This is a genomic window from Lysinibacillus sphaericus (genome assembly GCF_015844675.1).
Lineage (GTDB): Bacteria > Bacillota > Bacilli > Bacillales_A > Planococcaceae > Lysinibacillus > Lysinibacillus sphaericus_E.
Genome location: NZ_LDGC01000092.1, coordinates 45,257 through 70,072 on the forward strand (window position 1 = coordinate 45,257; position 24,816 = coordinate 70,072).

20 protein-coding genes and 1 other annotated feature are annotated in these 24,816 nt (G+C 38.5%); of the genes, 10 read left to right on the forward strand and 10 right to left on the reverse strand.

Annotated elements, in window-relative coordinates; genetic code table 11:
* Nucleotides 1-232 precede the first annotated feature (232 nt).
* Entirely contained in the window at nt 233-1,237 is a 1,005-nt protein-coding gene (gene ccpA / locus ABE34_RS22390; RefSeq protein ID WP_197144651.1) for a catabolite control protein A, read from the forward strand.
* Between the two features lie 97 nt (nt 1,238-1,334).
* On the opposite strand, the gene ABE34_RS22395 is transcribed toward ccpA, so the two are convergent.
* The 3 genes from ABE34_RS22395 to ABE34_RS22405 are packed head-to-tail and all read right to left on the reverse strand — an operon-like array spanning nt 1,335 to nt 3,798.
* Complete coding sequence (locus ABE34_RS22395) at nt 1,335-2,495, reverse strand: acetoin utilization protein AcuC (protein WP_197144652.1); 1,161 nt, start codon at nt 2,493-2,495, stop codon at nt 1,335-1,337.
* Entirely contained in the window at nt 2,492-3,142 is a 651-nt protein-coding gene (locus ABE34_RS22400) for an acetoin utilization AcuB family protein (protein ID WP_197144653.1), read from the reverse strand. The genes ABE34_RS22395 and ABE34_RS22400 overlap by 4 nt, the downstream gene beginning before the upstream one ends.
* A gap of 23 nt (nt 3,143-3,165) precedes the next feature.
* Entirely contained in the window at nt 3,166-3,798 is a 633-nt protein-coding gene (locus ABE34_RS22405) for a GNAT family N-acetyltransferase (protein ID WP_197144858.1), read from the reverse strand.
* A gap of 532 nt (nt 3,799-4,330) precedes the next feature.
* Here ABE34_RS22405 and acsA point away from each other — a divergent pair.
* The 5 genes from acsA to ABE34_RS22430 all read left to right on the forward strand — a co-directional run bounded on the left by acsA (nt 4,331) and on the right by ABE34_RS22430 (nt 10,857).
* Nucleotides 4,331-6,058 (forward strand): acetate--CoA ligase, encoded by a 1,728-nt coding sequence (gene acsA, locus ABE34_RS22410; RefSeq protein WP_430982179.1) that lies wholly within the window; start codon nt 4,331-4,333, stop codon nt 6,056-6,058.
* A 431-nt stretch (nt 6,059-6,489) separates the two neighbouring features.
* Nucleotides 6,490-7,524: an N-acetyl-gamma-glutamyl-phosphate reductase gene (gene argC, locus ABE34_RS22415; protein ID WP_197144654.1), complete on the forward strand. Its 1,035-nt coding sequence runs from the start codon at nt 6,490-6,492 to the stop codon at nt 7,522-7,524.
* Nucleotides 7,525-7,629: 105 nt separating this feature from the next.
* Nucleotides 7,630-8,862, forward strand: coding sequence for a bifunctional glutamate N-acetyltransferase/amino-acid acetyltransferase ArgJ (gene argJ / locus ABE34_RS22420; protein ID WP_197144655.1), 1,233 nt, complete (start codon nt 7,630-7,632; stop codon nt 8,860-8,862).
* Nucleotides 8,825-9,598 (forward strand): acetylglutamate kinase, encoded by a 774-nt coding sequence (argB, locus tag ABE34_RS22425; RefSeq protein ID WP_197144656.1) that lies wholly within the window; start codon nt 8,825-8,827, stop codon nt 9,596-9,598. The genes argJ and argB overlap by 38 nt, the downstream gene beginning before the upstream one ends.
* Nucleotides 9,599-9,726: 128 nt before the next feature.
* Nucleotides 9,727-10,857, forward strand: coding sequence for an acetylornithine transaminase (locus ABE34_RS22430; RefSeq protein WP_197144657.1), 1,131 nt, complete (start codon nt 9,727-9,729; stop codon nt 10,855-10,857).
* 260 nt (nt 10,858-11,117) lie between these two features.
* On the opposite strand, the gene ABE34_RS22435 is transcribed toward ABE34_RS22430, so the two are convergent.
* From ABE34_RS22435 to ABE34_RS22445, 3 genes are all read right to left on the reverse strand, one after another.
* A complete protein-coding gene (locus tag ABE34_RS22435; RefSeq protein WP_132358150.1) occupies nt 11,118-11,651 on the reverse strand; it encodes a hypothetical protein in 534 nt (177 codons plus the stop codon).
* Between the two features lie 554 nt (nt 11,652-12,205).
* Nucleotides 12,206-13,087 carry an NAD-dependent epimerase/dehydratase family protein gene (locus tag ABE34_RS22440; protein ID WP_197144658.1) on the reverse strand — a complete coding sequence of 294 codons (882 nt, stop codon included), beginning with the start codon at nt 13,085-13,087 and terminating at the stop codon, nt 12,206-12,208.
* Nucleotides 13,088-13,179: 92 nt separating this feature from the next.
* Nucleotides 13,180-16,317 (reverse strand): transglycosylase domain-containing protein, encoded by a 3,138-nt coding sequence (locus ABE34_RS22445; protein WP_197144659.1) that lies wholly within the window; start codon nt 16,315-16,317, stop codon nt 13,180-13,182.
* A 102-nt stretch (nt 16,318-16,419) separates the two neighbouring features.
* Nucleotides 16,420-16,623 (forward strand) — a binding site (T-box leader).
* 73 nt (nt 16,624-16,696) lie between these two features.
* Between ABE34_RS22445 and tyrS the strand changes: the two genes are divergently transcribed.
* A complete protein-coding gene (tyrS, locus tag ABE34_RS22450; RefSeq protein ID WP_197144660.1) occupies nt 16,697-17,965 on the forward strand; it encodes a tyrosine--tRNA ligase in 1,269 nt (422 codons plus the stop codon).
* A gap of 572 nt (nt 17,966-18,537) precedes the next feature.
* On the opposite strand, the gene ABE34_RS22455 is transcribed toward tyrS, so the two are convergent.
* The 3 genes from ABE34_RS22455 to ABE34_RS22465 all read right to left on the reverse strand — a co-directional run bounded on the left by ABE34_RS22455 (nt 18,538) and on the right by ABE34_RS22465 (nt 21,437).
* Nucleotides 18,538-19,344, reverse strand: a complete 807-nt coding sequence (locus ABE34_RS22455) for a cobalamin-binding protein (RefSeq protein WP_197144661.1) — start codon at nt 19,342-19,344, stop codon at nt 18,538-18,540.
* 118 nt (nt 19,345-19,462) lie between these two features.
* Complete coding sequence (locus ABE34_RS22460; RefSeq protein ID WP_197144662.1) at nt 19,463-20,668, reverse strand: iron-containing alcohol dehydrogenase; 1,206 nt, start codon at nt 20,666-20,668, stop codon at nt 19,463-19,465.
* A gap of 397 nt (nt 20,669-21,065) precedes the next feature.
* The gene (locus ABE34_RS22465) at nt 21,066-21,437 is read right to left on the reverse strand and encodes a hypothetical protein (protein WP_197144663.1); all 372 of its coding nucleotides are present in this window, start codon (nt 21,435-21,437) and stop codon (nt 21,066-21,068) included.
* Between the two features lie 208 nt (nt 21,438-21,645).
* On the opposite strand from ABE34_RS22465, the gene ABE34_RS22470 reads away from it, so the two are divergent.
* The 3 genes from ABE34_RS22470 to arr all read left to right on the forward strand — a co-directional run bounded on the left by ABE34_RS22470 (nt 21,646) and on the right by arr (nt 23,652).
* Nucleotides 21,646-22,233 (forward strand): TetR/AcrR family transcriptional regulator, encoded by a 588-nt coding sequence (locus ABE34_RS22470; protein ID WP_197144664.1) that lies wholly within the window; start codon nt 21,646-21,648, stop codon nt 22,231-22,233.
* A gap of 3 nt (nt 22,234-22,236) precedes the next feature.
* Complete coding sequence (locus ABE34_RS22475) at nt 22,237-23,067, forward strand: CPBP family intramembrane glutamic endopeptidase (RefSeq protein ID WP_197144665.1); 831 nt, start codon at nt 22,237-22,239, stop codon at nt 23,065-23,067.
* Nucleotides 23,068-23,235: 168 nt separating this feature from the next.
* A complete protein-coding gene (gene arr, locus ABE34_RS22480; protein ID WP_197144666.1) occupies nt 23,236-23,652 on the forward strand; it encodes an NAD(+)--rifampin ADP-ribosyltransferase in 417 nt (138 codons plus the stop codon).
* Nucleotides 23,653-23,891: 239 nt separating this feature from the next.
* Here arr and rpsD read toward each other — a convergent pair whose 3' ends face one another.
* A complete protein-coding gene (gene rpsD / locus ABE34_RS22485; protein WP_197144667.1) occupies nt 23,892-24,494 on the reverse strand; it encodes a 30S ribosomal protein S4 in 603 nt (200 codons plus the stop codon).
* Between the last annotated feature and the right edge of the window lie 322 nt (nt 24,495-24,816).

Consider the following 24,816-nt stretch of genomic DNA (forward strand, 5'->3'; position numbering starts at 1 on the left):
TTGTGGAAGCGCAAAGCCGATCCCGGACGCATTATGCCGGGGCATAATGGATAAGTTGATAAACACCGCTTGCTTTAACCGGCAGGCGGTGTTTACTATATAGTGACAAAATAATGTCTAGAAGAGTACTACTTGTACTTGGTTTTTCTTTTCATATACATACTGCTTCTTGAAAAGAATATGAAAATTATCGTATGATAAGGCTATTAAAGGAAAAAGGGAGGCACGTACGATGACTGTTACAATTTATGATGTTGCAAGAGAAGCAAATGTTTCTATGGCAACTGTCTCTCGTGTAGTCAATGGTAATCAAAACGTAAAACCGGCAACACGAAAAAAAGTATTAGAAGTAATTGAACGATTAGAGTATCGTCCAAACGCAGTAGCGCGAGGATTAGCAAGCAAGAAAACAACAACAGTTGGCGTGATTATCCCGGATATTGCAAACAATGTTTATGCGGAGCTGGCACGTGGTGTTGAAGATATTGCAACAATGTATCGTTACAATATTATTTTAGCCAACTCAGACCAACATGAAGATAAAGAGCTTCAGCTACTGGATACAATGCTGGGGAAACAGGTTGACGGTATTGTTATGATGAGTGACGAAGTAACTGAAAAAATGCAACAAACTATGGATCATTCTCCGGTGCCAATTGTACTTGCAGGTTCAGTAGATGAATCACAAACAATTGCGACTGTTAATATTGATTATTACCAAGCAGCTTATGAGGCGGTTACATTATTGATTCAAAATGGTCATAAGCGAATCGCTTTCGTAACAGGTCCGCTTTCGTATACTATTAATGGAAAATTCAAACTTGCAGCTTATAAAAAAGCCTTACAAGATGCAGGTTACCCTATAGATGAATCACTAATCGCTGCAGATGAATCGAGCTATGATATGGGCTTAGAGGCGTGGGAAACATTATCCTCACTTGAAAATCCTCCAACTGCTTATTTTGCAGGTAGTGATGAATTAGCGATTGGATTGATTCATGGTGCACAGGATGCAGGCCAAGATGTACCTGAGGATATCGAAGTAATCAGCTTTGAAAATTCAAAATTAGCTCGCATGGTTCGTCCACAGTTAACAAGTGTCGCGTTACCACTGTACGATATCGGAGCTGTTGCAATGCGCTTGCTGACAAAATTAATGAACAAAGAGCCTGTTGAGGACGAAGCGGTTATTTTACCGCATCGTATTGAACATCGACAATCTGTCAAAAGTAAATAACGATACTTAACACGTAAATCTGTTTAAGGATTTACGTGTTTTTATATAGATGACTAAGAGCAAACGAAAAGCCCCACGATTGTCGTGAGGCATATTGTTAAGCGCGGTTCTCATTGCGAATAATATGTAGCGCTTTGGTTAGCATTTGCGTGTTTTTTTCTTCAATTTCAGTCTTTCTAGGGATCGGCTCATATAGTGGGTTTGGATCCTCCCAAGTTGGAATAAAAGGCACTGGTGATTCAGGCTGCCAACGATCTAACCAAGCTTGAGGGAGGGGTCCTGTCGGTAATTGCTGATCTGTCATTTCAAGCCAAAGCATAGACCATGCGCGAGGCACAACGCGCCAAATATCGTAGCCTCCACCCCCAACAGCAATCCATTTCCCCCCGCAATATTCATGTGCTAATTTATGTGCAAGCTTTGGAATTTCTCGATAAATTTTCATTGTTCCATATAAATGTGTTAATGGATCAAAAAAATGTGCATCTGCGCCGTTTTGTGTTAGCACAACATCCGGCTTGAAAAATTCAAAGACTTCTCGCATAGCTTTTTCATATATTTCTAGGAAACTTTCATCTTCCGTAAAAGCATCAATTGGAAAATTAAAAGAAGTGCCATAACCCTGTCCGTTTCCACGTTCCGTAATATTACCAGTTCCGGGGAAAAGATAACGACCTGTTTCATGAATAGATAGTGTACAAACATCTGGATCTTCATAAAAACTCCATTGCACCCCATCCCCATGGTGGGCATCGGTATCTACATAAAGTACACGAGCATTGTATTTTTCCTGCAAATAGCGAATGGCTACAGAACTATCGTTATAAATACAAAAACCTGATGCACGTCCACGGAAGCCATGATGTAGCCCTCCACCTAGATTGAGAGCGTGCTCGGCCTTTCCCTCCATAACATAATCGACAGCTGTTAACGTTCCACCGACAAGCTGTGCACTTGCTTCATGCATATTTTTAAAAATGGGTGTATCTTCAGTACCGATGCCATAGCTTTCACATTGTGCCTCTGAAAGCTCGCCATGTCCTGCTCTTTTAACGATATCAATATATTTTTGATCATGTGCAAGTAAAAGCTCTTCCTCTGTAGCGACACGAGCTGGAACGATATCCAAATCATTAAGAGCATCAATATTCTTTAGCAAATCCATTGTAAGCGTCAAGCGTTTATGATTGAAAGGATGCGTATCTGAAAATTTATATCCGAGTTGCTCTGGCGAGTAAACAAATACTGCTTTTTTCATTGTAATGAAACACCTGGTAAATTTGGCCATAAGACATCGAAGCCTTCTTTACGAAGTTCTTCAATCATAGCTAGTGGATTCAGGGTTTTTACTCGGACACTTAGTATTTTATTTTGCGTATTTTCAGAGTCAGGATAAACTAAGACGCTTTGGACATTTGCATGATGTTTGCTAAAAATTTTTGTGACTTCAAATAATATTCCTGGCGTATCGGCTACACGAATTTCAATTTTTGAGCCAGGTTCAGTGGCGCCTGTTAACTCTATATATGTATAGAGTAAATCTGTGGTAGTTACAATCCCAACTAATTTCCCCCCAGAGACAATAGGTAAACATCCTATTTTAGATTCATAAAAAGTAAGAGCTACTTCTTCTACGAAATCAAGCGGATGACCGACAAGTGGGTTTTTAATCATAATTTCTTCCACTTTTGCATTAAAAACTGGAGAGTTAGGCTCATCCCGTAATGAGGAAGGTAAAGCCTCTTTTATATCTCTTTCTGTGATAACCCCAAGAACGTGATGTTCCTCATCTACAACTGGCAAATGACGTACTTTTTTCTCCCGCATTAATTTCAGTGCCTCTACGACTGTATTTGTCGGAGCCAGTGTGTGAGGCTCATCATTCATAATTTCTTCTACGATCATATACTCATCCCCTTGTGTTGGCTTTAATACATGAAGCGATTTCTAAAACGAAGTCTATCAAATCTTTCCATTGTCTCAGGGGGCACGCGTTTTCCTTCACGTGCCATCAAGCAGTTAGCAGGATGTGATGTAATTTCAGGGTCATCTGTAGCAAAATATTCGAAGTTGGCAGAGCCCATCATTTTCTCCATCATTTTACGATAATCCCAAACATTTAAACCAGTCCCTTTTAAGTCCCAATGCCAATAATATTCGGTCGTGATAACAAGATAATCTTCCATTTCATCTCCCATAAAAGACACGGCTAGAAGTGCCTTACCAGCACCTGTACCACGATATTCTGGAATGACTTCAATAGCACCTAGCTCAATCATGTTATCAATTCGATCTTCTGCCCATCGTTCAAGTGGATCGGGATATAAATAAGTGACGTAGCCTACAATAATGTTTTCATTTCGAATAATAATAATTCGTCCTTCAGGAAGCCCTGCAATTTCTATAATGGCTTGCTGTTGTTGCTTTGGAGGTCTAAAAGCAACCAAGCCTTCGTGGAATGAATATGTAGCTAATTTTTCTGGAGGAACAGGTCCTTCCACATACACAGTACCATGCTTAGTTTCCTTTGTGACAGAAAAAAAAGTTTTTTTATGTTCCATGATTACACCACCTGAGTTTAATAATTCCATTATAGCTGATTTCCTGCGGAAAAACGCTATTTATTGTGAAATATACCTACGTTTTTAGAAAAATAAAAATATTAAGACATTCTTGATGAATTCGTGTAAAATATATGTATATTGCAACTGTTATTTAACAGATGAATGTAGTGTGAATAAGCATTCACTAATTCTATGCTACCTAAACTGTTGTATAACAATTGCTGCATAACGTATTTGTCTTTGGAGATGGTGGCGGATTTTGAAGGGGGAAAATAATGAAATTACGATTTACCTTCTTTCAGCGGAAGTCTCCTACTTATAGGTGGGAGATGAATGCGGGTTTAAGTTATTTTTCAACTGGTGTTCAAACACTTGCTGAAAGTAGGTAAAGCCTCCGGCGGATGTCACGGAATCGGGAAGGAGTTCTTTGTGCAGGCACAAAGCCGATTCCGGACGCAATTATGCCGAGGCATAATTGATAATTTGCTTACTAATGTACTAAGGCGATAGCAAAGAGAGGGGTAGTTTCATGGGGATGAAAATGTTGGAGAAGTTGAATGCTTTACCGGGGCAATATAATTTGCTTGATTATGAAAAAGCTGCGGCAACACATGATTGGGCAGAGACAGAAAAGGGATTTAGTTGGTATAAAACAGGGCTTGTGAATATGGCATACGAGGCAATTGACCGTCATACGGAAACGCATCTGAAAAACAAAGTTGCACTTTATTTTAATGATGGAAAACGTAAAGAGGCTTATTCTTTCAATGAAATGAAGAAGCTGACAAATAAAGCTGCAAATGTTTTTAAGGCAGCAACAAATTTAAAAAAAGGTGATCGATTATTTATTTTTATGCCCCGTTCACCGGAGCTTTATTTTTCTTTATTAGGCGCTTTGAAAATGGGCGTTATCGTAGGTCCATTATTCGAGGCATTTATGGAAGGTGCTGTTTATGACAGACTTGCAGATAGTGAAGCTAAAGTATTAGTGACAACACCAGAGTTACTTGAACGTGTACCATTAGAAAAACTACCACATTTGCAGCAAGTCTTTTTAGTAGGGTCTGATATAGAGGAAACAACACAAATTTTAGATTTTAATAGACGCTTGAAAGAAGCATCTTCTCATTTTGACATTGAATGGGTGGACAGAGAGGATGGTATGATTCTTCATTATACGTCTGGATCAACAGGAGCACCAAAGGGAGTATTGCATGTTCATAATGCAATGCTTCAACAATATCAATCAACACAATGGGTATTAGATTTGCGTGAAGACGATATTTACTGGTGTACGGCTGATCCAGGATGGGTGACAGGCACAGCATATGGCATTTTTGGTCCATGGTTAAATGGCGTCACAATGCTAATTGTTGGTGGGAGATTTTCACCACAAGCTTGGTACCAAGCTATTGAGGATTATAGTGTAACAGTTTGGTATAGTGCACCAACTGCTTTCAGAATGTTAATGGGTGCTGGTAGTGGTATGCTTGAGAACTATGATCTATCTTCGATACGTCACATTTTATCTGTTGGTGAGCCATTAAATCCAGAGGTAATTCGTTGGGGGACTGAGGAGCTAGGTCACCGTATTCATGATACGTGGTGGATGACAGAAACTGGTGCGCATATGATTTGTAACTATCCTTCTATGGATATTAAGCCCGGTTCAATGGGTAAACCATTACCAGGTATTCATGCGACGATTGTTGATGACGCTGGTAATGAAGTACCGCCTTTTACAATGGGAAATCTAGCAATCCGACGTGGTTGGCCAGCGATGATGCGTCAAATTTGGGGGAATCCAGAGCGTTATGAATCCTATTTCTTAAAAGGGGAATGGTACGTGACTGGGGACTCTGCCTATATGGATGATGATGGTTACTTCTGGTTCCAAGGGCGTGTAGATGATGTTATTATGACAGCTGGTGAGCGGGTAGGTCCTTTTGAGGTAGAAAGTAAGCTACTAGAGCATCCTGATATCGTCGAGGCAGGGGTGATTGGAAAACCAGATCCCGTACGAGGTGAAATTATTAAAGCATTTATATCCTTACGTGAGGGTGTAGAACCTTCAGATGCATTGACTGAGGATATTCGTAATTTTGTTAAGAGGGGCTTATCTGCACACGCAGCACCTCGTGAAATCGAATTTAAGGATAAGCTACCAAAAACACGCAGTGGTAAAATCATGCGTCGAGTGTTGAAGGCGTGGGAGTTAAATTTACCAACAGGTGATTTATCTACGATGGAAGATTAATTTTGTAATATAAGAAGCAGGAATTTATTCGGTCGACGAAAAATTCCTGCTTTCTTGTTTTACTGCCAGTTAAGCGAAGCGGCTCATCGGACGCCCCCAGGAAGCTTTGCTCTGTGCGAAAGCGAAGCGGCAGCAACAAAGCGCCCAGTCGGAACGGAAATCACCCCATGTTATGGAGATGAGCATCGCTTAATACATTAAAATGCAGAAGATAAAAATGATTCCTTACTAGTGAATAGGTTAACCTTTTAGGGATTTTATTTGTTTTTTCTAAGTATTTTCCTTGTCTTGTAGCGTTTGTTTATTCTAACTTTTCTCAAAATAAATTACTCAATAAAAATTTAGAAAAATTAAAATATAAATAAAAATTCAGTTGACTTAATAAATATGCAGACGTATACTAATTTTAACTTATTTCAGAGGTGAGTGCATTGAAAATAGGAATTGTTGGTGCAACCGGGTATGGTGGATTAGAGCTTATTCGATTTTTACATAATCATAAAGCGGTGGAGCGGATCGATTTATTCACATCCTCAGAAGAAGGTGTCGTTTTTTCATCTAAGTTTGGTCATCTCGTTCATATAGTCGATACACCTTTACAAAAAATTGATTATGGGGCTTTAGAGAAATTTGATGTTGTTTTTACAAGTACGCCTTCAGGGGTGACAAGTGAGCTATTACCACCTCTGTTCGGGAAAGGTCCTAAATTAATAGACTTGTCTGGTGACTTTCGTTTACAAGATCCAGCGAGCTACGAAGCGTGGTACGGTAAAAAAGCGGCACCATTGGAAATCATTCAACAAAGTGTATATGGCTTAACTGAATGGAATGCAGAAAATATTCAACATGCTTCTCTTGTCGCAAATCCAGGGTGTTACCCAACAGCGGTATTACTTTCGTTGTTACCGTTGCTAAAAGAAAGATTGATTGATTCGAGTTTTTTAGTGATTGATGCAAAAAGTGGGATTTCAGGAGCCGGAAATAAACCATCACAAACAACACATTTTAGCGAAGCAAATGAAAGTTTATCAATCTATAAAACGAATGCACATCAGCATATACCAGAAATTGAGCAGGCCATTTCGATGTTTACAGGGGGCGATACAACTATTACTTTTAATACGCATTTAGTGCCAATGACTAGAGGGATTTTATCCACCTCATATGCACCTGTTATGCCTGGTGTTACAGAAGAGCAGCTAGTAGCTTGTTTGCAAAGTGCATATGAAAAGCATCCGTTTGTACGGATTGTTACAGATGCTAATAGTTTGGGAACAAATCGCGTTAAAGGTTCAAACTATTGTGATATTTTCGTGAAAGTAGATAGCCGTACGAATCGTGCCACAATCGTTGGCGTCATTGATAATTTAGTCAAAGGGGCTGCTGGGCAAGCCATTCAAAATATGAACGTTCAATTTGATTTACCACAAATTACAGGATTAGATGTCGTTCCATTCTTTATTTAACTTCTTTCAGAAAAAAGTTTTATGTAGCGAAAGCATAGCGTCAGCTTCAAATGTTTCTTAACTTTTATGTCGAGGATAATTGATTAACTAAGGAGGAAAGATTTTATGACATTAATAGCATCCGCAAGTATGATGAAAAAATTATCAAGTAAAAATATTGTTTCACCAAAGGGGTTTAAAGCTGCGGGTTTACACTGTGGTTTAAAGCATAAGAAAAAAGATTTAGCTGTATTAGTCAGTGAAGTACCAGCAAGTGTAGCAGGTGTCTTTACAACGAATGCTGTGCAGGCGGCACCATTAAAAGTAACGAAAGAAGTTGTGTACACAACGAAAAAAATGCAGGCGATGATTGTTAACTCCGGAAATGCTAATGCATGTACAGGGAAGCAAGGAGCGAAGGATGCACAAACAATGCAATTCCTAGTAGCGGAAAAGCTGGGCATCGAGGCAAATCTAGTAGGAGTTTGCTCAACAGGTGTCATCGGTGAAATTATGAATATGGAGCCAGTAGCAAATGGGATTAATCAGTTAGAGCCAAAGGATAATTTAGAAAGTGCGATTGATTTTGCCCAAGCGATATTAACAACAGATACCGTTATGAAAAACACAAGTTACAGCACTATCGTTGATGGCAAGGAGGTTATTATCGCTGGTGTTGCAAAAGGTTCGGGTATGATAGAACCAAATATGGCGACAATGCTAGGTTTTATTACGACAGATGCAAATATTGAATCAGATGTTCTACAGGCCACTTTATCTGATCTAACAAACTTGACTTTTAATGCAATTACAGTGGATGGAGATACATCTACAAATGACACAGTTGTTGTGATGGCAAATGGCTTAGCGGACAATGAAGCTCTAACTCCTAATCATCCGGATTGGCAAAACTTCTACTTTACATTGAAAACCGTAGCTCAAGACTTAGCGAAAATGATTGCCAAAGATGGTGAAGGTGCAACGAAGCTGATTGAGGTAGAAGTCGAAGGGGCAATTTCGGATGAAGAAGGACGCAAAATTGCTAAAACTGTAGTTGGTTCACCGCTTGTGAAAACGGCAGTATTTGGCTGTGATGCAAACTGGGGACGTATAATTGCTGCTGTAGGCTATAGTGGCGCAACGGTTGATCCGGAAAAAATTACGATCCAAATTGGCGGTGTAACTATGGTTGAAAACGGTGAGCCAGTTCCATTCTCAGAGGATGAGTTAATTCAAATTTTAAAAATGCATGAAGTGAAAATTTATGTGTCGCTTGGTATTGGGGAAGGCAAGGGGCATGCTTGGGGATGTGATCTAACTTATGACTACGTTCAAATCAATGCCTCGTATCGCTCGTAAACGAATGGTCATTAAGCTTGGGGGTAGTACGCTAGAAGGCTTAAATGAATCATTTTTTGAGAATTTTAAAAAATTTCAAGAGAGCGGTGCAGAGCTTATTATTACCCATGGTGGTGGCCCAGCTATCAATCGTGAACTTGCGGACCATGGAATAAAATCACATGCTATAAACGGTATTCGTGTAACGAGTGAGGCTGTAATGGATATCGTACAGTCAACGTTATTAGGAAAGGTCAATCCTGCGCTTGTTCATGAATTAACAACGGCTGGCATATCTGCAATTGGCTTAAACGGATTTGATGATCAGTTGATTGTAGCTGATTACCTAGACAAAGATGTATTCGGTTATGTTGGTGAAGTAAAGACCGTCAATACATCTTTACTAGAAGCATTAATAAATGCAAGGGTAGTACCAGTTATTGCTTGCGTAGGAGCGGATGTACATGGTCAGGCATTGAATATTAATGGGGATACGGTAGCAAGTGAAATAGCACTAGCTTTAGAGGCAGATAGCTTATTACTTGTAACAGATGTAAATGGTATTCGAATAAACGATGAATATCAATCAAAAGTAACACCTTCTTTCATCAATCAATGGATTGAGGAGGGGCATATTTACGGTGGGATGATACCTAAGGTTCAAGGAGCTCTCGAATGCTTAAATGCAGGTATTCCATCCGTGCAAATAGTTGGGGAATCCTTAGTGGGTACGACGATTTTATCCCATTTGAATTAAATGCTCGTCTTCACCAGTGAAAGTTATTCCTCGTTATAGTAGGAATGACTGTTCTAATGGCATAGAGGTAGCAATATAGTTGAGTAAGATTGAAGATTTAAGCTATGAATTTAAGTAGGGGTGATTAGATGAGTGCTTTATTTGAAAACTATGGCAAACGCCGCGCCCAAATTGTCAAAGGGCAAGGAACAGTTGTTGAAGATGCTGCTGGGAAAAAATATTTAGATTTTACAAGTGGGATTGCTGTAGTGAGTCTTGGTCATGCACATCCTGCGATTGTGGAGGCTATTCATGATCAAAGCAGAACGCTTTGGCATATTTCTAATTTATTTGCTATTCCTGGTCAGGAGAAGGTTGCACAAAAGTTAATAGCTGATACACATTTTTCATATGCATTTTTCTGTAATAGTGGTGCGGAAGCAAATGAAGCGGCCATCAAGCTTGCACGTAAGCATACAGGGAAAAATCATATTATTACTTTCGAGAAATCCTTTCATGGACGAACTTTTGGAGCAATGTCCGCAACAGGTCAGGGCAAGGTACATAATGGCTTCGGACCACTTGTTGAAAAATTTACAATTCTTCCTTTTAATGATGTGGCAGCACTTGAAGCAACGATTGACGATTCTGTCGCAGCAATAATGTTGGAGATGATTCAAGGTGAGGGTGGCGTTAACAGTGTATCACCCGAGTTCGCAGCAGCAATAGCTAAAGCTTGTGACGACAAAGGAATATTACTAATAATCGATGAGGTTCAAACGGGTATTGGACGAACAGGAACAAAATATGCTTTTGAACAAACGATTTTAAAGCCGCAAATTGTAACGTTGGCAAAAGGGCTAGGTGGAGGTTTCCCTGTCGGTAGTATGCTTGGCACAGCAGAGCTATATGAAACATTTAGTCCTGGCACACATGGAACAACATTCGGTGGAAATCCACTTGCAATGCGTGTTGCTGAAACTGTGCTTGATCATGTCTTTGAACCTGCATTTTTACAAAATGTACAGGAGCTATCCGCATATTTTGTGAAGCAGTTAAAAGCGAATCTCCCTTCTACGTATACCGTACAGGGTCAAGGCTTACTTCTTGGCATTGGCTGTGGTGACACTGAGGTAGCCTCGTATATAACTGCGGCAGAGGAGAACGGCTTATTATTAGTAGGTGCAGGGCCAAATGTTATACGTTTATTACCTCCATTAACCGTGTCAAAAGCAGAAATCGATGAAGCAATTGAGATATTGAAAACGATACTGCTGTAGTGTCTGTACAATTAAATACGATTAAAAATAAATCTGCTAGACTTCTTGCCAAAGAAATTTAGCAGATTTTAATGCTTATCAAAGGCTGTTTTCTCAAAGATTGTTGCTGTTAAAGACAGATTTAATCTACAAAATGTGTAGGAAAAATCTGTCTTTTCGGTTTGATATTTTGTGAATCGAAAATTTAACGAAGGCTCGGTTAGTTGAAGAAAAAACATTCATTATTTTTAAAATATTTTACTTACTTCTATGTAAAATAATTATTTTCCTCGTGGCCAAATGAAATATGAAATAGATATGATAAAATCAATTCCCAGTACTAAAGACCATACTTTTAGTGTTTCAAAAAGTTTAGAGCTACGGTCCGCATCATTTACTAAGTATATCAATATTAATAAAAATCCTGCTCCGATGATATATGCAAATAAATGCTGAAAAGACCCTTTCAAAGAATTACGAGCATATGCGAAACCAGTCTTTTTTTCAGGTTTTGTTCCCTCTTTTTTTATGTAGTATAAGAACCTTTCATCAGCCCAACGAACGATACTCTTTCCAAAAGCAATCGACACACCTAAATAGATAGCAGCAATTGCGTGAGACGTAGTTGCATTTCCACCCTTTAATAGATCTATAGCAGTTACGATTAACAGAAACAAATCAATCACGGGTGTTAGAAGTAAAAAGAACGATCCCATTTTTTTGAAGTTATATACATAACGTAAAGTTAGACCGAGTATTATAACAATCCAAAAACCAATTTCTGCTGCAATAATTGACCAAGTAATAAAATTCAATTAATCACCCCACACTTTTACTTACAAAAAATCTAGTAGTATAAAAACACACGCTTAAATATTGTATATTATAAGGAGAAACAATAAAAAAATTCCACCTTTTATTAAATTTACCATATTAATTCAGCAAAAACCTCTTTTTGCTTCGCTAATTGAATAAAAGTAAACCACTGAATCCGCTTAAAAAGCATCTGATAAATGGTGCTCTTTGGCCAACAGGATGTTGGTCGAGAAGACGTTATCACAGGATGTGGTGCTCTTAGCCTTCGTTCCCCTTTTGTTAATCCCCAAGGAGTCGCCCCGCCTCCACTCCAAGAAACTTATTTACATAGAATACGTTTTAAAAAAATGTCATCCGCAACTTTTTGGTAGTGTAGTAAAATCTTATCCCGCATTTACTGGCAGTATTTTATTTTGTACCGAAAGCAAAGCATCTGGTACAAGGCTTTCACCTCGAATTTAGTTGGGAGAGTAACTGCTCGTAAAACCTCGATTGGTGAAGACTTAATAATCAGTGGGGTAAAGAACGCTCCACTGATTATTAAGTCTTCACTTTATTGTAGCTCTTTTACTAATGTTTTCACTAGAGTAGGGAGCCGATCATGAAGTTGACTAAATGTAAAGCCTGCCGCTTCTGCCTTTGCAGTTGACATATACCAATCTGCTGGAACCCCATATGGTGACTGCGATTTTTCGTTGCCACCTACAAGAGATATTTTTGCATGCTTTCCGGTTGCACTTTCAATAAGACCTAGCAAATCCTTTAATGAAATTGCACCTGCCGCTGTTGCGTTATAAGGGCCTTCAATTGGCGTAATGCCAGCAAAATACAAAAATGCAGCTGCTTCGTCATCTGTAATAAAGCTCATTTTTGCTTCAATATTTGGCAATGAAATAGGCTGTTCCTGTAAAATTTGTTCAACATGAAAATGTAAACGGCGTGTATAGTCATTCTCACCCATAACAATAGGGAAACGGACAGCGACAACAGGAAACGTAGCTTCTTTGAAAAGTACTGCTTCAGCTAGACGCTTTCCTTCACCATATGAAAAATCTTCGCGATTCCCCATTCGAATTTCATAATTAAATGGATTAAAATCTTCTTCTGTTTTGACATTGCCGTCTATTTCGTAGGTGGATAGAGTAGATGTAAAAACGAGCTTTTTCGTTTTACCTTCTAAAATTTCACATATTTTAAAAGCTTCATTCGGAGAGTAGCAAATATTATCATAGACAATGTCCCATGTAGTACTTGATAGCGCCTGTGACAATGAATCGGCATCATCTCGATTGACAATTAGCTGCTTCACCTTTGTACCAAAAGGATTTCCACTTTGTCCACGTGTTAAAATAGTTACGTTATGCCCATTTTGAAGACAAAGCTCAACAAGTTTTTTACCAAAGAGGCGAGTGCCTCCTAAAACTAAAATGTTCAATTATTTCCACCCCTTCTAATTTATAGTCACCTTTATAATGACAAAAAAACAGGCATACTACAATTACTTTTTAAATGTAGTATGCCTGTTTATTATTGTTTAGGTGGATCGGTCGGCGGAGTAGTATTTCCGTTGTTTCCTCCATTAGAGCCGTTCCCGTTATTTGAGCCATTTCCAGTGCTTCCGGAACCGTTGCCATTAGAGCCGTTCCCAGTGCTTCCGGAACCGTTGCCATTTGAGCCATTTCCAGTGCTTCCGGAACCGTTGCCATTATTTGAGCCATTCCCAGTGTTACCGGAACCGCTGCCGTTATTTGAGCCATTCCCAGTGTTACCGGAACCGTTGCCGTTATTTGAGTTGTTCCCGTTACTACCATCAGACCCATCGCCATTCTCTGTACCGTTTCCATCTTTGTCCGGGTCATTGCCGTCAGTCGGTGGAGTAGTTGGTGGGACCTCTTCTTGCTTGTCTTTTTCAGGTTGTTTTTCACTTGCGCTACCACCCGTAGAAACGGTATTGGATGGCGCAGAAGTTAAACCTGTAATATCTACAGCGACAACAACATAGGCTTGACCACTTGCTACCGTCATACTTTGTGATGCTTCAAGTACTGATCCAACAAGGGTTCTTCCACCATTTGTTACTTGATATATTCGGTAACCGACTACATCATTTGAAGAACCTGTCCAAGATAATGTATTCCCATTAATTGAAGCAGATACTGCTGTTGGCGCACTCTGATCTGCTGGGAAATTAACAGCTGATACCGATGAATTCGCTAATGTCGAATTTTTTGGTAATAGGCTAGCTGGGTTACCGCCAAGTGGGCCAAGCATTCGTTTAATAAATGCCTGATTAATTCCTGCACCGCTTGCTTTTACAAATTCTGGCGGTGTGCTAGGAAGGGCATTATAAGTTTTACCTTTTATCGTAACAACGCTTGAAGAAGCTAAGCTATCATCAGCTTGTGAAGGTAAAAATACTTTCGCGTTAAACAAATCAGAGCGGACGAGACCAGCATTAGCACATGCTGCAGATGGCGCTAAACCAGAAATACCACAGAATGATGCAGTGACAACGTTCTTCGGTTGCACAAATCTAGTTTTAGGGGCGATTAATTGTGGGTCTACATCATACACAGAATTCATTAATGTACCCCATAGCTTGTTAATTCGCACACTAGGCCGTTGATACGTATTATTAAATGCATCCAGGGTTTGATTTTTATCATAACCCATCCATACACCAAGAGAAACATTCGGGTTATAACCAACTAGCCAAACATCTTTGTAGCCTTGTGAAGTACCTGTTTTAGCAGCAAAGTCAGCAGAGAATTTAAGCGTATTTTTTGCAAGTGTACCTGTTCCTTTTGTTAACACATCTCGTAACATATCTGTAATGATATAAGAAGTTTCAGGACTAAATACTTGTTCAGGTTTAACTTCGTGTTTATAAATGATATTTCCATTTTGGTCTTCAATTCTATCAATCATATAAGAGTCTATAAATTGTCCACTATTTGCAAAAGTTGCAAAGGCATTGGTGTTCTCTTCAACCGTAATCCCATCTTCTACGGCCCCAAGACTAGCAGAAGGGTTAGTGAAATCATTAGGCTTTAGGGTTGTGATTCCCATCTTTACTAAATAATCGGCAGGACGTCTGTTAAGAATACTATAATATAGACGTGCAGCTGATAAGTTTTGTGAATCTGCTAATGCCTCACGTGCCGGGATAAGCCCTCGTTCATCATTAGTACTATAGTTGTTTGGACTCCACCCGGGAATAGAGAATTTTACGTCGACTAATGGGCTACCTGCACCGATTACACCGTATTCTATTGCAGGTGCATATACGAGTAAAGGTTTCATTGTAGAGCCATTTGAGCGTTTTGCCTGTGTAGCGTAGTTATAACTTTTTAATTCAAAATCACGACCACCGACAAAGCTTAAAATACGTCCAGTAGTATTTTCGATTAAAATACTGCCAACCTGTACAGGCATTTGAACATCAATTTCTTCACCTGTTACAGGATCTTTGTCTTTAACAGTGTAAGTATGACCGTAATTTTGAAAGTTTTCCGCTGCTTTTTGCATCGAATCGTACATATCCTTATTGATAGTTGAATAGATACGATAACCTTTTGAGCGGACGTCACGATCTGCTAAAATCATATACTTTTCTTTTAATTTTGTTTCATTTTTTAAGCGTTCTGGATCAATACCATCTGCTTCTGCTAGTTTTTCCGCAATAATGTCTTTTGCTCGACTTTCAAGCTCATACGTTAGCCAAGGGTAGCGATCTTCTGCGCGCATTTCCGGTGAACGGAAGTCAGCAGTGATATCGTAAGCAAGTGCTTCTTTATATTGAGCTTCGTTAATATAACCTGCGTCTTTCATACGATAAAGTACAGTTTTCATACGATCAATACCTGGTTGAAGAGCTTCTTTACTTTTAAGTACACCTGTATTTGTGAAAGGTGTGTAAGCAAAAGGTGATTGAGGAATACCAGCTATATACGCTGCTTGAGGAAGTGATAAATCCTTTGCTTTTACATTGAAAATACCTTCAGCAGCTGTTTCTACCCCTGCGATGTTTCGACCGGAAGCGTTACGACCATAAGGAATTATGTTTAAGTAGGCCTCTAAAATTTCTTCCTTTTTCATAAAGTGCTCTAAACGCATCGCAAGTAAAAGTTCTTTTGCTTTTCGTTCATAAGATACTTCGTTTGTTAATACTTGGTTTTTAATAAGTTGCTGTGTTAGTGTAGAACCACCTGTTTGTGTAGAAGAGTTGGTTACGTCTTGAAGTAACCCGCGGATGACGGCTTTCGGAACTATTCCGTTATGTTCACGGAAATACTCGTCCTCTGTCGCTAATACCGCATTAACAACATCAGGTGAGACAGCGTCTAATGTTGTTACTCGACGGTCTAAATCTGTACGTAATTTTCCGATATAAATATCGTTGGCAAAATAAATCTCACTTGTTGAATCATAGTTGAAAATTTCTTTTCGTAATTCTTCCTTAGAGCGTAGTGGCTCTTCTTTTACAAGTGAAGCAAAATAGCCAGCGCCAACTGAACCGGCAAATACAGTGCCTACCAATGCAAAGACTAAAAATAGTAAAAATAAGTTCCAGGCAACACTTCCTGAAATACGTAATTTCTTCATCCATTTTTGTTGAATTAAATCATCGATCTTTGCATTGATTTTCTCAATCCAATCTTTCAATGTATCGACCTCCTAAAATCTTGTCTATTATAGCACATATTGATTTAGGTCGAACATAATTATTGACAATGAAAAAGAATCGTTTAGAATAATGCTTATAGTTTTCTAGCGAAGAGGAGCTTGCAGTAGTGTCTATATTCCCTGTATAGAGAGCCAGCGGTTGGTGAAAGCTGGTCATAATGTAGAGACGAATTACGTGCTTGGAGCTTAGACGTGCGCGCCTGCGATAAAGGCGATTGAATGAAGAGGAAGATGGATGACATCTTCAAGCTGGGTGGTACCGCGTTAGTTAATAACGTCCCTGCATGCAATATTTTGCGTGTAGGGACTTTTTTGTTTCTCCCTGCACGGAATTATTAAACACTTAGGAGGAATAAAAATGACGAACGATTTATTACAAGACCTAGAATGGCGCGGATTGTTATATCAACAAACTGATGCTGAAGGTATGGCAAAATTATTAGATGAACAATCAGTATCTTTATACTGTGGTGTTGATCCAACTGCGGATTCTATGCATATTGGACATATTGTGCCTCTTTTAACGCTACGTCGATTCCAAAAGGCGGGCCACCGTCCAATTTTATTAGTTGGTGGTGCGACAGGGATGATTGGAGATCCATCTGGACGCTCTGAAGAACGCCAATTACAAACTGTTGAACAAATTGATAAAAATGTTCAAGGTATCCGTAGCCAATTAGAGCGTATTTTTGAATTTGCGGAAGATGGCAATGGTGCTCAGTTAGTTAATAACCGTGACTGGATTGGCAATATAAATACGATTGAGTTTTTACGTGATTATGGGAAATTAATTAACGTGAACTACATGTTAGCAAAGGATACGATTGCCTCACGACTTGATACAGGGATTTCATTTACAGAGTTTGCGTATACATTAATTCAAGGTATTGATTACAATCATTTATACAACCATTACAACTGTCGCATTCAAGTTGGTGGTTCTGATCAGTGGGGGAATATTACAACTGGTTTAGAAGTTATTCGCAAAACACATGAGGAAGAGACAAAAGCTTTTGGTATCACAATTCCTTTAGTAACGAAAGCAGACGGTACGAAATTTGGTAAAACAGCAGGTGGCGCTGTATGGTTAGATAGTAAGAAAACATCTCCATATGAGTTCTATCAATTCTGGATTAACGCTGCGGATGCTGATGTTGTAAAATACTTGAAAATCTTCACATTCCTTTCTCGTGAAGAAATTGAAGCTTTAGCAGTATCTGTAGAAGAGGAACCACATTTACGTAAGGCACAAAAAGCACTGGCTGAAGAAATGACTCGTTTAGTTCATGGTCAAGAAGCATTAGACCAAGCGATCCGCATTACAGCTGCTTTATTCTCAGGTGACTTAAAAGCACTTTCTGCTGATGAAATGAAGGATGCGTTTAAAGATGTTCCTTCTATTGAAATGGCGAAAGAAGATAAAAATATCGTGGAGTTACTTGTGGAAGCAGGTATTTCTCCTTCAAAACGTCAAGCTCGTGAAGACGTAACGAATGGTGCGATTAGCGTGAACGGTGAAAAGGTCACTGAATTAGAATATGTTATCGACAGCAAAGATCGTTTAGAAGATGCGTTCAGTATTGTTCGTCGTGGTAAGAAAAAATACCATATGGTGAAGTTTGTTTAATTCAGACTTATATAATAAGGCATCCCCTCGATATTCGAGGGGATATTTCTTTTTATTGGAAAACTAATTTGTCAATTAATTAAAGTTACCATTTTAAATAAAGTATGGCTTTTGGGCAAATCGAGGGGGTGATTTCCGTTCCGGCAGGGCGCTTTGTTGCTGCCGCTTCGCTTTCGCACAGAGCAAAGCTTCCTGGGGGCGTCCGATGAGCCGCTTCACTCGCGTTGCTCGCTGCAGGGTCTCGGGCCAACATGATGTTGGTCACGAAGGCGTTATCACAGGACGTGATGGTTTTAGCCTTCGTTCCTCTATTGCTGATCCCCGAGGAGTCGCCCGGCTTCCACTCCAATCACCTACTTCACATAGAATATATTTTCTAGCACTTTAAATTTATAAGTGATAAAACAAAACTTCAGCAAGATATATTTTTGTGCAAATGCGAAGCGACAACAACAATAGCTGAGGAAGCGGCTCGACGCACGCCCGCTGGAAAGCGAGTAGCCTGGAACGGAAATCACTTTCATTTAAAGTGTTACAATATTTACAAAGTCTTCCTTGATTATTTCTTATAGCTATCTAAAAAAACTAGGAAGCTTTATGTGTTCATAATCTTTGGGGTGAAGCATATTCGCGAGCTTTAATGCACCCTCTATAAGGCGTGGTGATGGGCGACAATAAAGCCATTCCTCCATTACGTGAAGCTGTTTCATTTTAACGGCTCGAAGCTCCTGAGCATGGGAACGTTTTAATAAATTGGCTGGTTGAATACGCTCAAAGGCAACTCCTACCCAAGCCATCATAATATAGTCTGGGTCGCGCCTTACTACATCAGCCCAATCAGTTTGCACACTTGCAAGTTCTACATCTTGAAACAGATTTTGCCCACCAGCAATGGCACTAATTTCAGTTAGCCAATTAATGTTACCTGGAGTAAAGATAGGATTTGGCCACCATTCCCAATAAAGAGTAGGTTTTTTAGGAATCGTTTGAGCAACTGTGCGAAGGCGATCGATACATTGTAAATATTCCTCAGAAATTTCTTTTGCACGACCTTCAACTCCACAGGCTTTCCCTAAAGTATGAAGATCCTGTGCGATTTCCTCTAATGAATTAGCATTAAAAATAATGTGGGGAATATTTCTAGCTTGTAACGCTTCAATATTTTTTTCCATGCCGGGGACACTTAAGGATGCGAGTACAAGATCAGGCTGTAATGACTCTAATGCATCCATATCAATTGATAAATCTGGGCCAAGCTGAGGTAAGTCTTTTACTGCTAATGGCCAATCCGAAAAATCATCGACACCAACAAGTTGATCGGTCAGGCCTAAATAAGCAACAAGCTCAGTATTACTCGGACAAATTGAGATTAAACGCATCTTCTTATCTCCAATCTTTTTAAGAAAAGTATAGCGAGTGTTGGGGTCACATACAATGCCCGAATGTTGTCCGCAATAAAAAAAGCATGCCTACAAGAGACATGCCTTTTTTTACTTATTAAGAAAGTGCGATAGCTTCGAGTGATTCTTCTTTTTTCGCTACAGGGCCCATCGCATTTGTAATAATTTGTTTAATGTCTTCTAACGTTGCTTTACGTGGGTTTGTTGCGGCGCATACATCTAACATTGCGTTTTTCGCTAAGATTTCAATATCCTCATCCTTCGCACCTAATTCGCGGAAGCCACTTGGAATGTTCAAATCTCTAGAAAGATTTTCGATTGCTATAATTGCTTTCTCAGCAGCATCACGTTTACTTAACGCTTCAACGTTCTCGCCTAACAATTCTGCGATTCTTGCAAAACGCTCAGTACGTGCTGTTAAGTTGAAGCGGCAAACATGTGGCAATAGAATAGCGTTACATACGCCATGTGGTAGATTATAGAAACCACCTAATTGATGAGCAATTGCATGCACATAGCCAAGCGATGCATTATTAAACGCCATGCCTGCTAAAAATTGTGCGTAAACCATTTGCTCGCGTGCTTCTAAATCTGCACCGTTTGCATAGGCACGTGGTAAATATTCAGGAACTAGCTGAAGTACCTTTTCTGCACATGCATCAGTAATTGGTGTTGCGTTTGTCGACACAAATGATTCGATTGCATGTGTTAATGCATCTAAACCAGTAGCCGCCGTTAGAGCAGGAGGTAAGCCAATCATTAGCTCAGGGTCATTAATCGATAGTAGTGGAGTAACATGTTTGTCTACGATGGCCATCTTCACTTTACGAGCTGTATCCGTAATAATTGTGAAGCGAGTCATTTCACTTGCTGTACCAGCAGTTGTGTTAATAGCGATTAATGGAACCAGTGGGTTTTGTGATTTGTCAACGCCCTCGTAATCATGAATGCGTCCACCATTCGAAGCAATAAGTCCGATACCTTTTGCTGCATCGTGTGCGCTACCGCCTCCAAGAGAAACGATTGAATCACAGTTTTCAGCATGATACACTGCAATCCCATCTTCAATGTTTTGATCTGTTGGATTTGGTTCTGCTTTCGGGAAAATTGCTACATCTATTCCAGCAGCTATAATGATGTTAGCAATTTGTTCAGAGAGACCTAATTTGTGTAAGCCCTCATCTGTTACGATTAATGTCTTTTTCACTTCTAAATCATTTAAACGTTTACCAACTTCTTGAATTGCTCCAGGTCCAAATAAGTTTGTTTTCGGCATAACAAATTGCTTTAGAACGTCTGACATAATTCCAACCCCTTTAAAATAATTGTTATTGCTTGAATGATGGCGAACCACCTTTCGAAATTCATAGTATTCTATTCCTTGTAAAAGTTCAACACGTATTTTTATTAAAATTGTTAATTTTAATCATGTAATTATTTTACAAAAAAGATAGACAGGTTTTTGATATGATGAAAGGTTGGATTGTCTAAGAGTGTTGAATTGAAGAAGTTTTGAAAATTGTTTTCCTATGAAAGTAAATTATATTTTTTGGAATATGGTTCTATTTTATAGAAGTGTTGAATAGTAAAAAACTGATATTTTGTTTTTAATATATTAGTAGTGATTATGTTGTTTTTTAATTTCGTAAATACTATTTTAAAGTACATAAAATAGTCATACTTTATAGGAATATTTAAAATTATTCGACTCTCCTTTTTAAATTGTTTAAGGAAATCCATAATGCGAGAGCTACATAAAGAATGACCGTATATCCGAGTAATGCGCACATATAGAAAATTGCCTTTGAATCAGAACTGATAGGAGGATAACCACTGTGAGCATTAAAATGATATATCTCCTGCTTATAACCGAACCAAATAGCTACTAATAAAAAGGTGATTAGAAGAAGAGCTAGTAAAGCTTTTTTATGAAAAGTGATGTGCAGCAGACTTTCTTTATAAGTAATTGGGCGCTTTACTTCCTTGTTTTGATGCTTTTTAAAGGGAACTAAGAAAAAAATCATAATGCCACTATAAACTAATACCAGCACAGTAAATTCAGAAACCCCCATTATTTCCCTCCTTTGACTTTCTAATCTTTCCTATTTAGACTTCCGTAAAAATAAAAGGGTTCCTTTTTCATTGATATATATGAATTAATATTTACAAATTGAAATGAAAACTTATTAAAGTTTTATTTTTTAGGCACCTTTCAGGGATATTTGCAATTTTATTGAATAAGATTTCAATGAAAATATATTCAATAAAGGGGTGGGGGAAATGTCAATTAGACATGAACAAAAAGAACAACGAAGGGCCTTGATTTTACAATCTGCATTAGATTTGTTTATTCGCAAAGGGTATGGTGAAACGAAAGTTGCTGATATTGCTAAAGCTGCTAATATGAGCAGCGGGTTGCTTTTTCATTATTTTGACTCAAAGGAAAAGCTTTATGAAGAGCTAATTCGTATAGGATGTGAAAGACTTCAGATGGATTTTTGTTTTACTAATGAATCACCATTAGCTATTTTTACAGCTGCTGCTGAGGATTTGTTTGACATGATCCGTACAAACCCATCTGCAGCAAAAATGTTTGTCCTAATGGAGAATGCACAACATCTTGATTCCTTGTCGGAAGATTTAAAAGAAATGCTTATGGAAGCAGATAAATTAATTAAAAAGAGTATTCCATTAATAAAGAAGGGGCAATTGCAAGGTGAAATTAAACAGGGCAATGCTGAAGCGCTTGCAGTAGCTTTTTGGTGTTCTATTCAAGGAATAGCTCAATACATTGCATTACATCCCGAAACTCCTTGTCCCAATACGATGTGGGTTATTTCAATCCTTGAAAACAGGGAGGCGGAGTGAAAAATGAAAACTAAACGCAACTTAATAATCTTTATTATTGTTGTTGTGCTATGTGGTTGGCTTGGCGTTTTTGTAGATCGCTTCATCCCTGAACAGCCTAGAGGTGAAACGCTTGGAATGGGGATTTGGCTAGTATTTCCGCTGCTGACAACTATACTGTTACGTGTCTTTGCGGGAGATGGTTGGCGAGATATTGGCTTATTGCCTAATTTGAAAGGTAACATAAAATGGTATATTGTCTCGCTCTTAGTCTATCCTGTCATCACTTCTATAGTTTTGTTAGTAAGCTATCTATTTGGCTGGATGGATTTTTCGGATTTTAATTTAGATACATTAGTTTCAGTTTTTGCTGGTGGTTTACTGATTCAATTTGTTAAAAACTTTTTTGAGGAATCAGTTTGGAGAGGTTATTTGACAAGTAAACTTTTAACGTTAAAAGTAAATGATTTTTGGTTGTATTGTATTGTTGGAGGTGTTTGGGGAGCATGGCATATGCCATACTTTTTAGTGTTCCTATCAGAAAGTGATATCCTCAGTGTGCTTCCTGTGAATAGGTGGATATTTGCGTTAATAGGTATTGTGACGATGATTTGCTGGACAGTAATGTATACAGAAATTTATGTAATGACGAAAAGTATTTGGCCACTTGTTCTTATGCATATGACGGAAGATGCACTTGTGAATCCACTAATTCTTGATGGCTATATCAAAATTGCTCAAGGAAAAGAATTCCTTGTTTCTCCCACGGCAGGCATCGTTACTACAATGCTTTACCTAATGGTCGGGCTGATATTGCGAACTAAACGTAAAAAGTATCAACTGCAACTGAAATAGTTCCAGTTCTATAAACTCGCTATCAAAGAACGGTTGAATACAGTTAACATCTTACCCTCTACTTATATTATAACCCTATCTGAAATTTATTTATAGACTTCATTTTCACCCATTCCTTGCCTTATACTGTTATACGCAAGTCAAAAAAAGTATAAGGGGTGTGTTTATATGAATGACAAAGAAAATATTTTAGATCCCGGTCCGTTCTTTCATGGTACTAAAGCAGAACTGAAAATCGGAGACCTGCTTGAACCTTTGCACTTATCCAATTATCAGGATAAAAAATCTAACCATATATATTTTACTGCAACATTAAATGCGGCTAAATGGGGTGCAGAATTAGCAAGATCTAACTCAAAAGAGAGAATTTATATTGTAGAGCCATTAGGTGATTTTGAAAATGATCCGAATGTAACTGACAAACGATTTCCTGGAAACCCAACACGTTCTTATAGGTCTAAATCTCCTTTGAAAATAGTAGCTGAATTAAATTCATGGGAAAGGCATTCCGATGAAGAAATAAATCATATGCTTACATCTTTAAAAAAGTTAAGTGAACAAGGACAAAATGTAATATACGATTGATTTTCACATTACTACAACTCCAACGTTGATATAGCAAGTATTAGAGCATGTACCCAAGTGAAAATTTTAAACATAAATGCATTTTTAATACTTGATTTTCGTTATCCCCCAACAAGTACCCCAAAAGTTTGAAGAATAATGATGCCTTTTGATGATTTGAAAAATTTAAAAAGCCCTCAAACCGTTGATAAAACAGGATTGAGGGCTTTTGATTGCTTTCGGTCTGTTAACCAAGAATATTAACGAGAGTAGTACTCTACGATGAATGCTTCGTTGATTTCAGCTGATAATTCAGAACGCTCTGGAAGGCGAGTGAATGTACCTTCTTTTTTGTCAGCGTCAAATGTTAAGTAGTCAGGTACGAAGTTGTTTACTTCGATTGCTTCTGTTACTACAGCAAGGTTTTGAGATTTTTCACGAAGAGAAATCGTTTGACCTGGTTTTACGCTGTATGAAGGGATATCAACGCGTTTGCCATCTACTAAGATGTGGCCGTGATTTACTAATTGACGAGATCCACGACGAGTACGAGCTAAACCTAAACGGTAAACTAGGTTGTCAAGGCGAGTTTCAAGAAGGATCATGAAGTTTTCACCGTGTACACCTTTCATTTTACCAGCGCGGTCGAATAGAGTACGGAATTGACGTTCGTTCATGCCGTACATGTGACGAAGTTTTTGTTTTTCTTGAAGTTGTAAACCGTATTCTGATAATTTTTTACGTTGGTTTGGACCGTGTTGACCTGGTGCGTAAGGGCGTTTTTCGATTTCTTTACCTGTACCGCTTAGTGAGATACCAAGACGACGTGATAATTTCCAAGATGGACCTGTATAACGAGACATATTGTTGTCTCCTCCTTTAAATTTGGTTTTTTTGTTGTAAAACAAAAACCAGTAGTACCCATTCTTATACGCATTTTATTTTCATGTATTTTCGCCTATGCAGCCGTTAGGTTACACAATACACCATCTATCCTGTTTAGAAATAGAGGAATAAAATACAGTAATAAGCTCATACCACTGCTGCGTTTATTTTACACAAACTTCATTGTAACTGCTTATTACATAGACGTCAATTATAACACAAACTATTTTCAAAAAAGAACTATAGTAAATATTTCCTTTCTGTACACGGTGCGAAATTTTAGAATAGTTAATGATACAG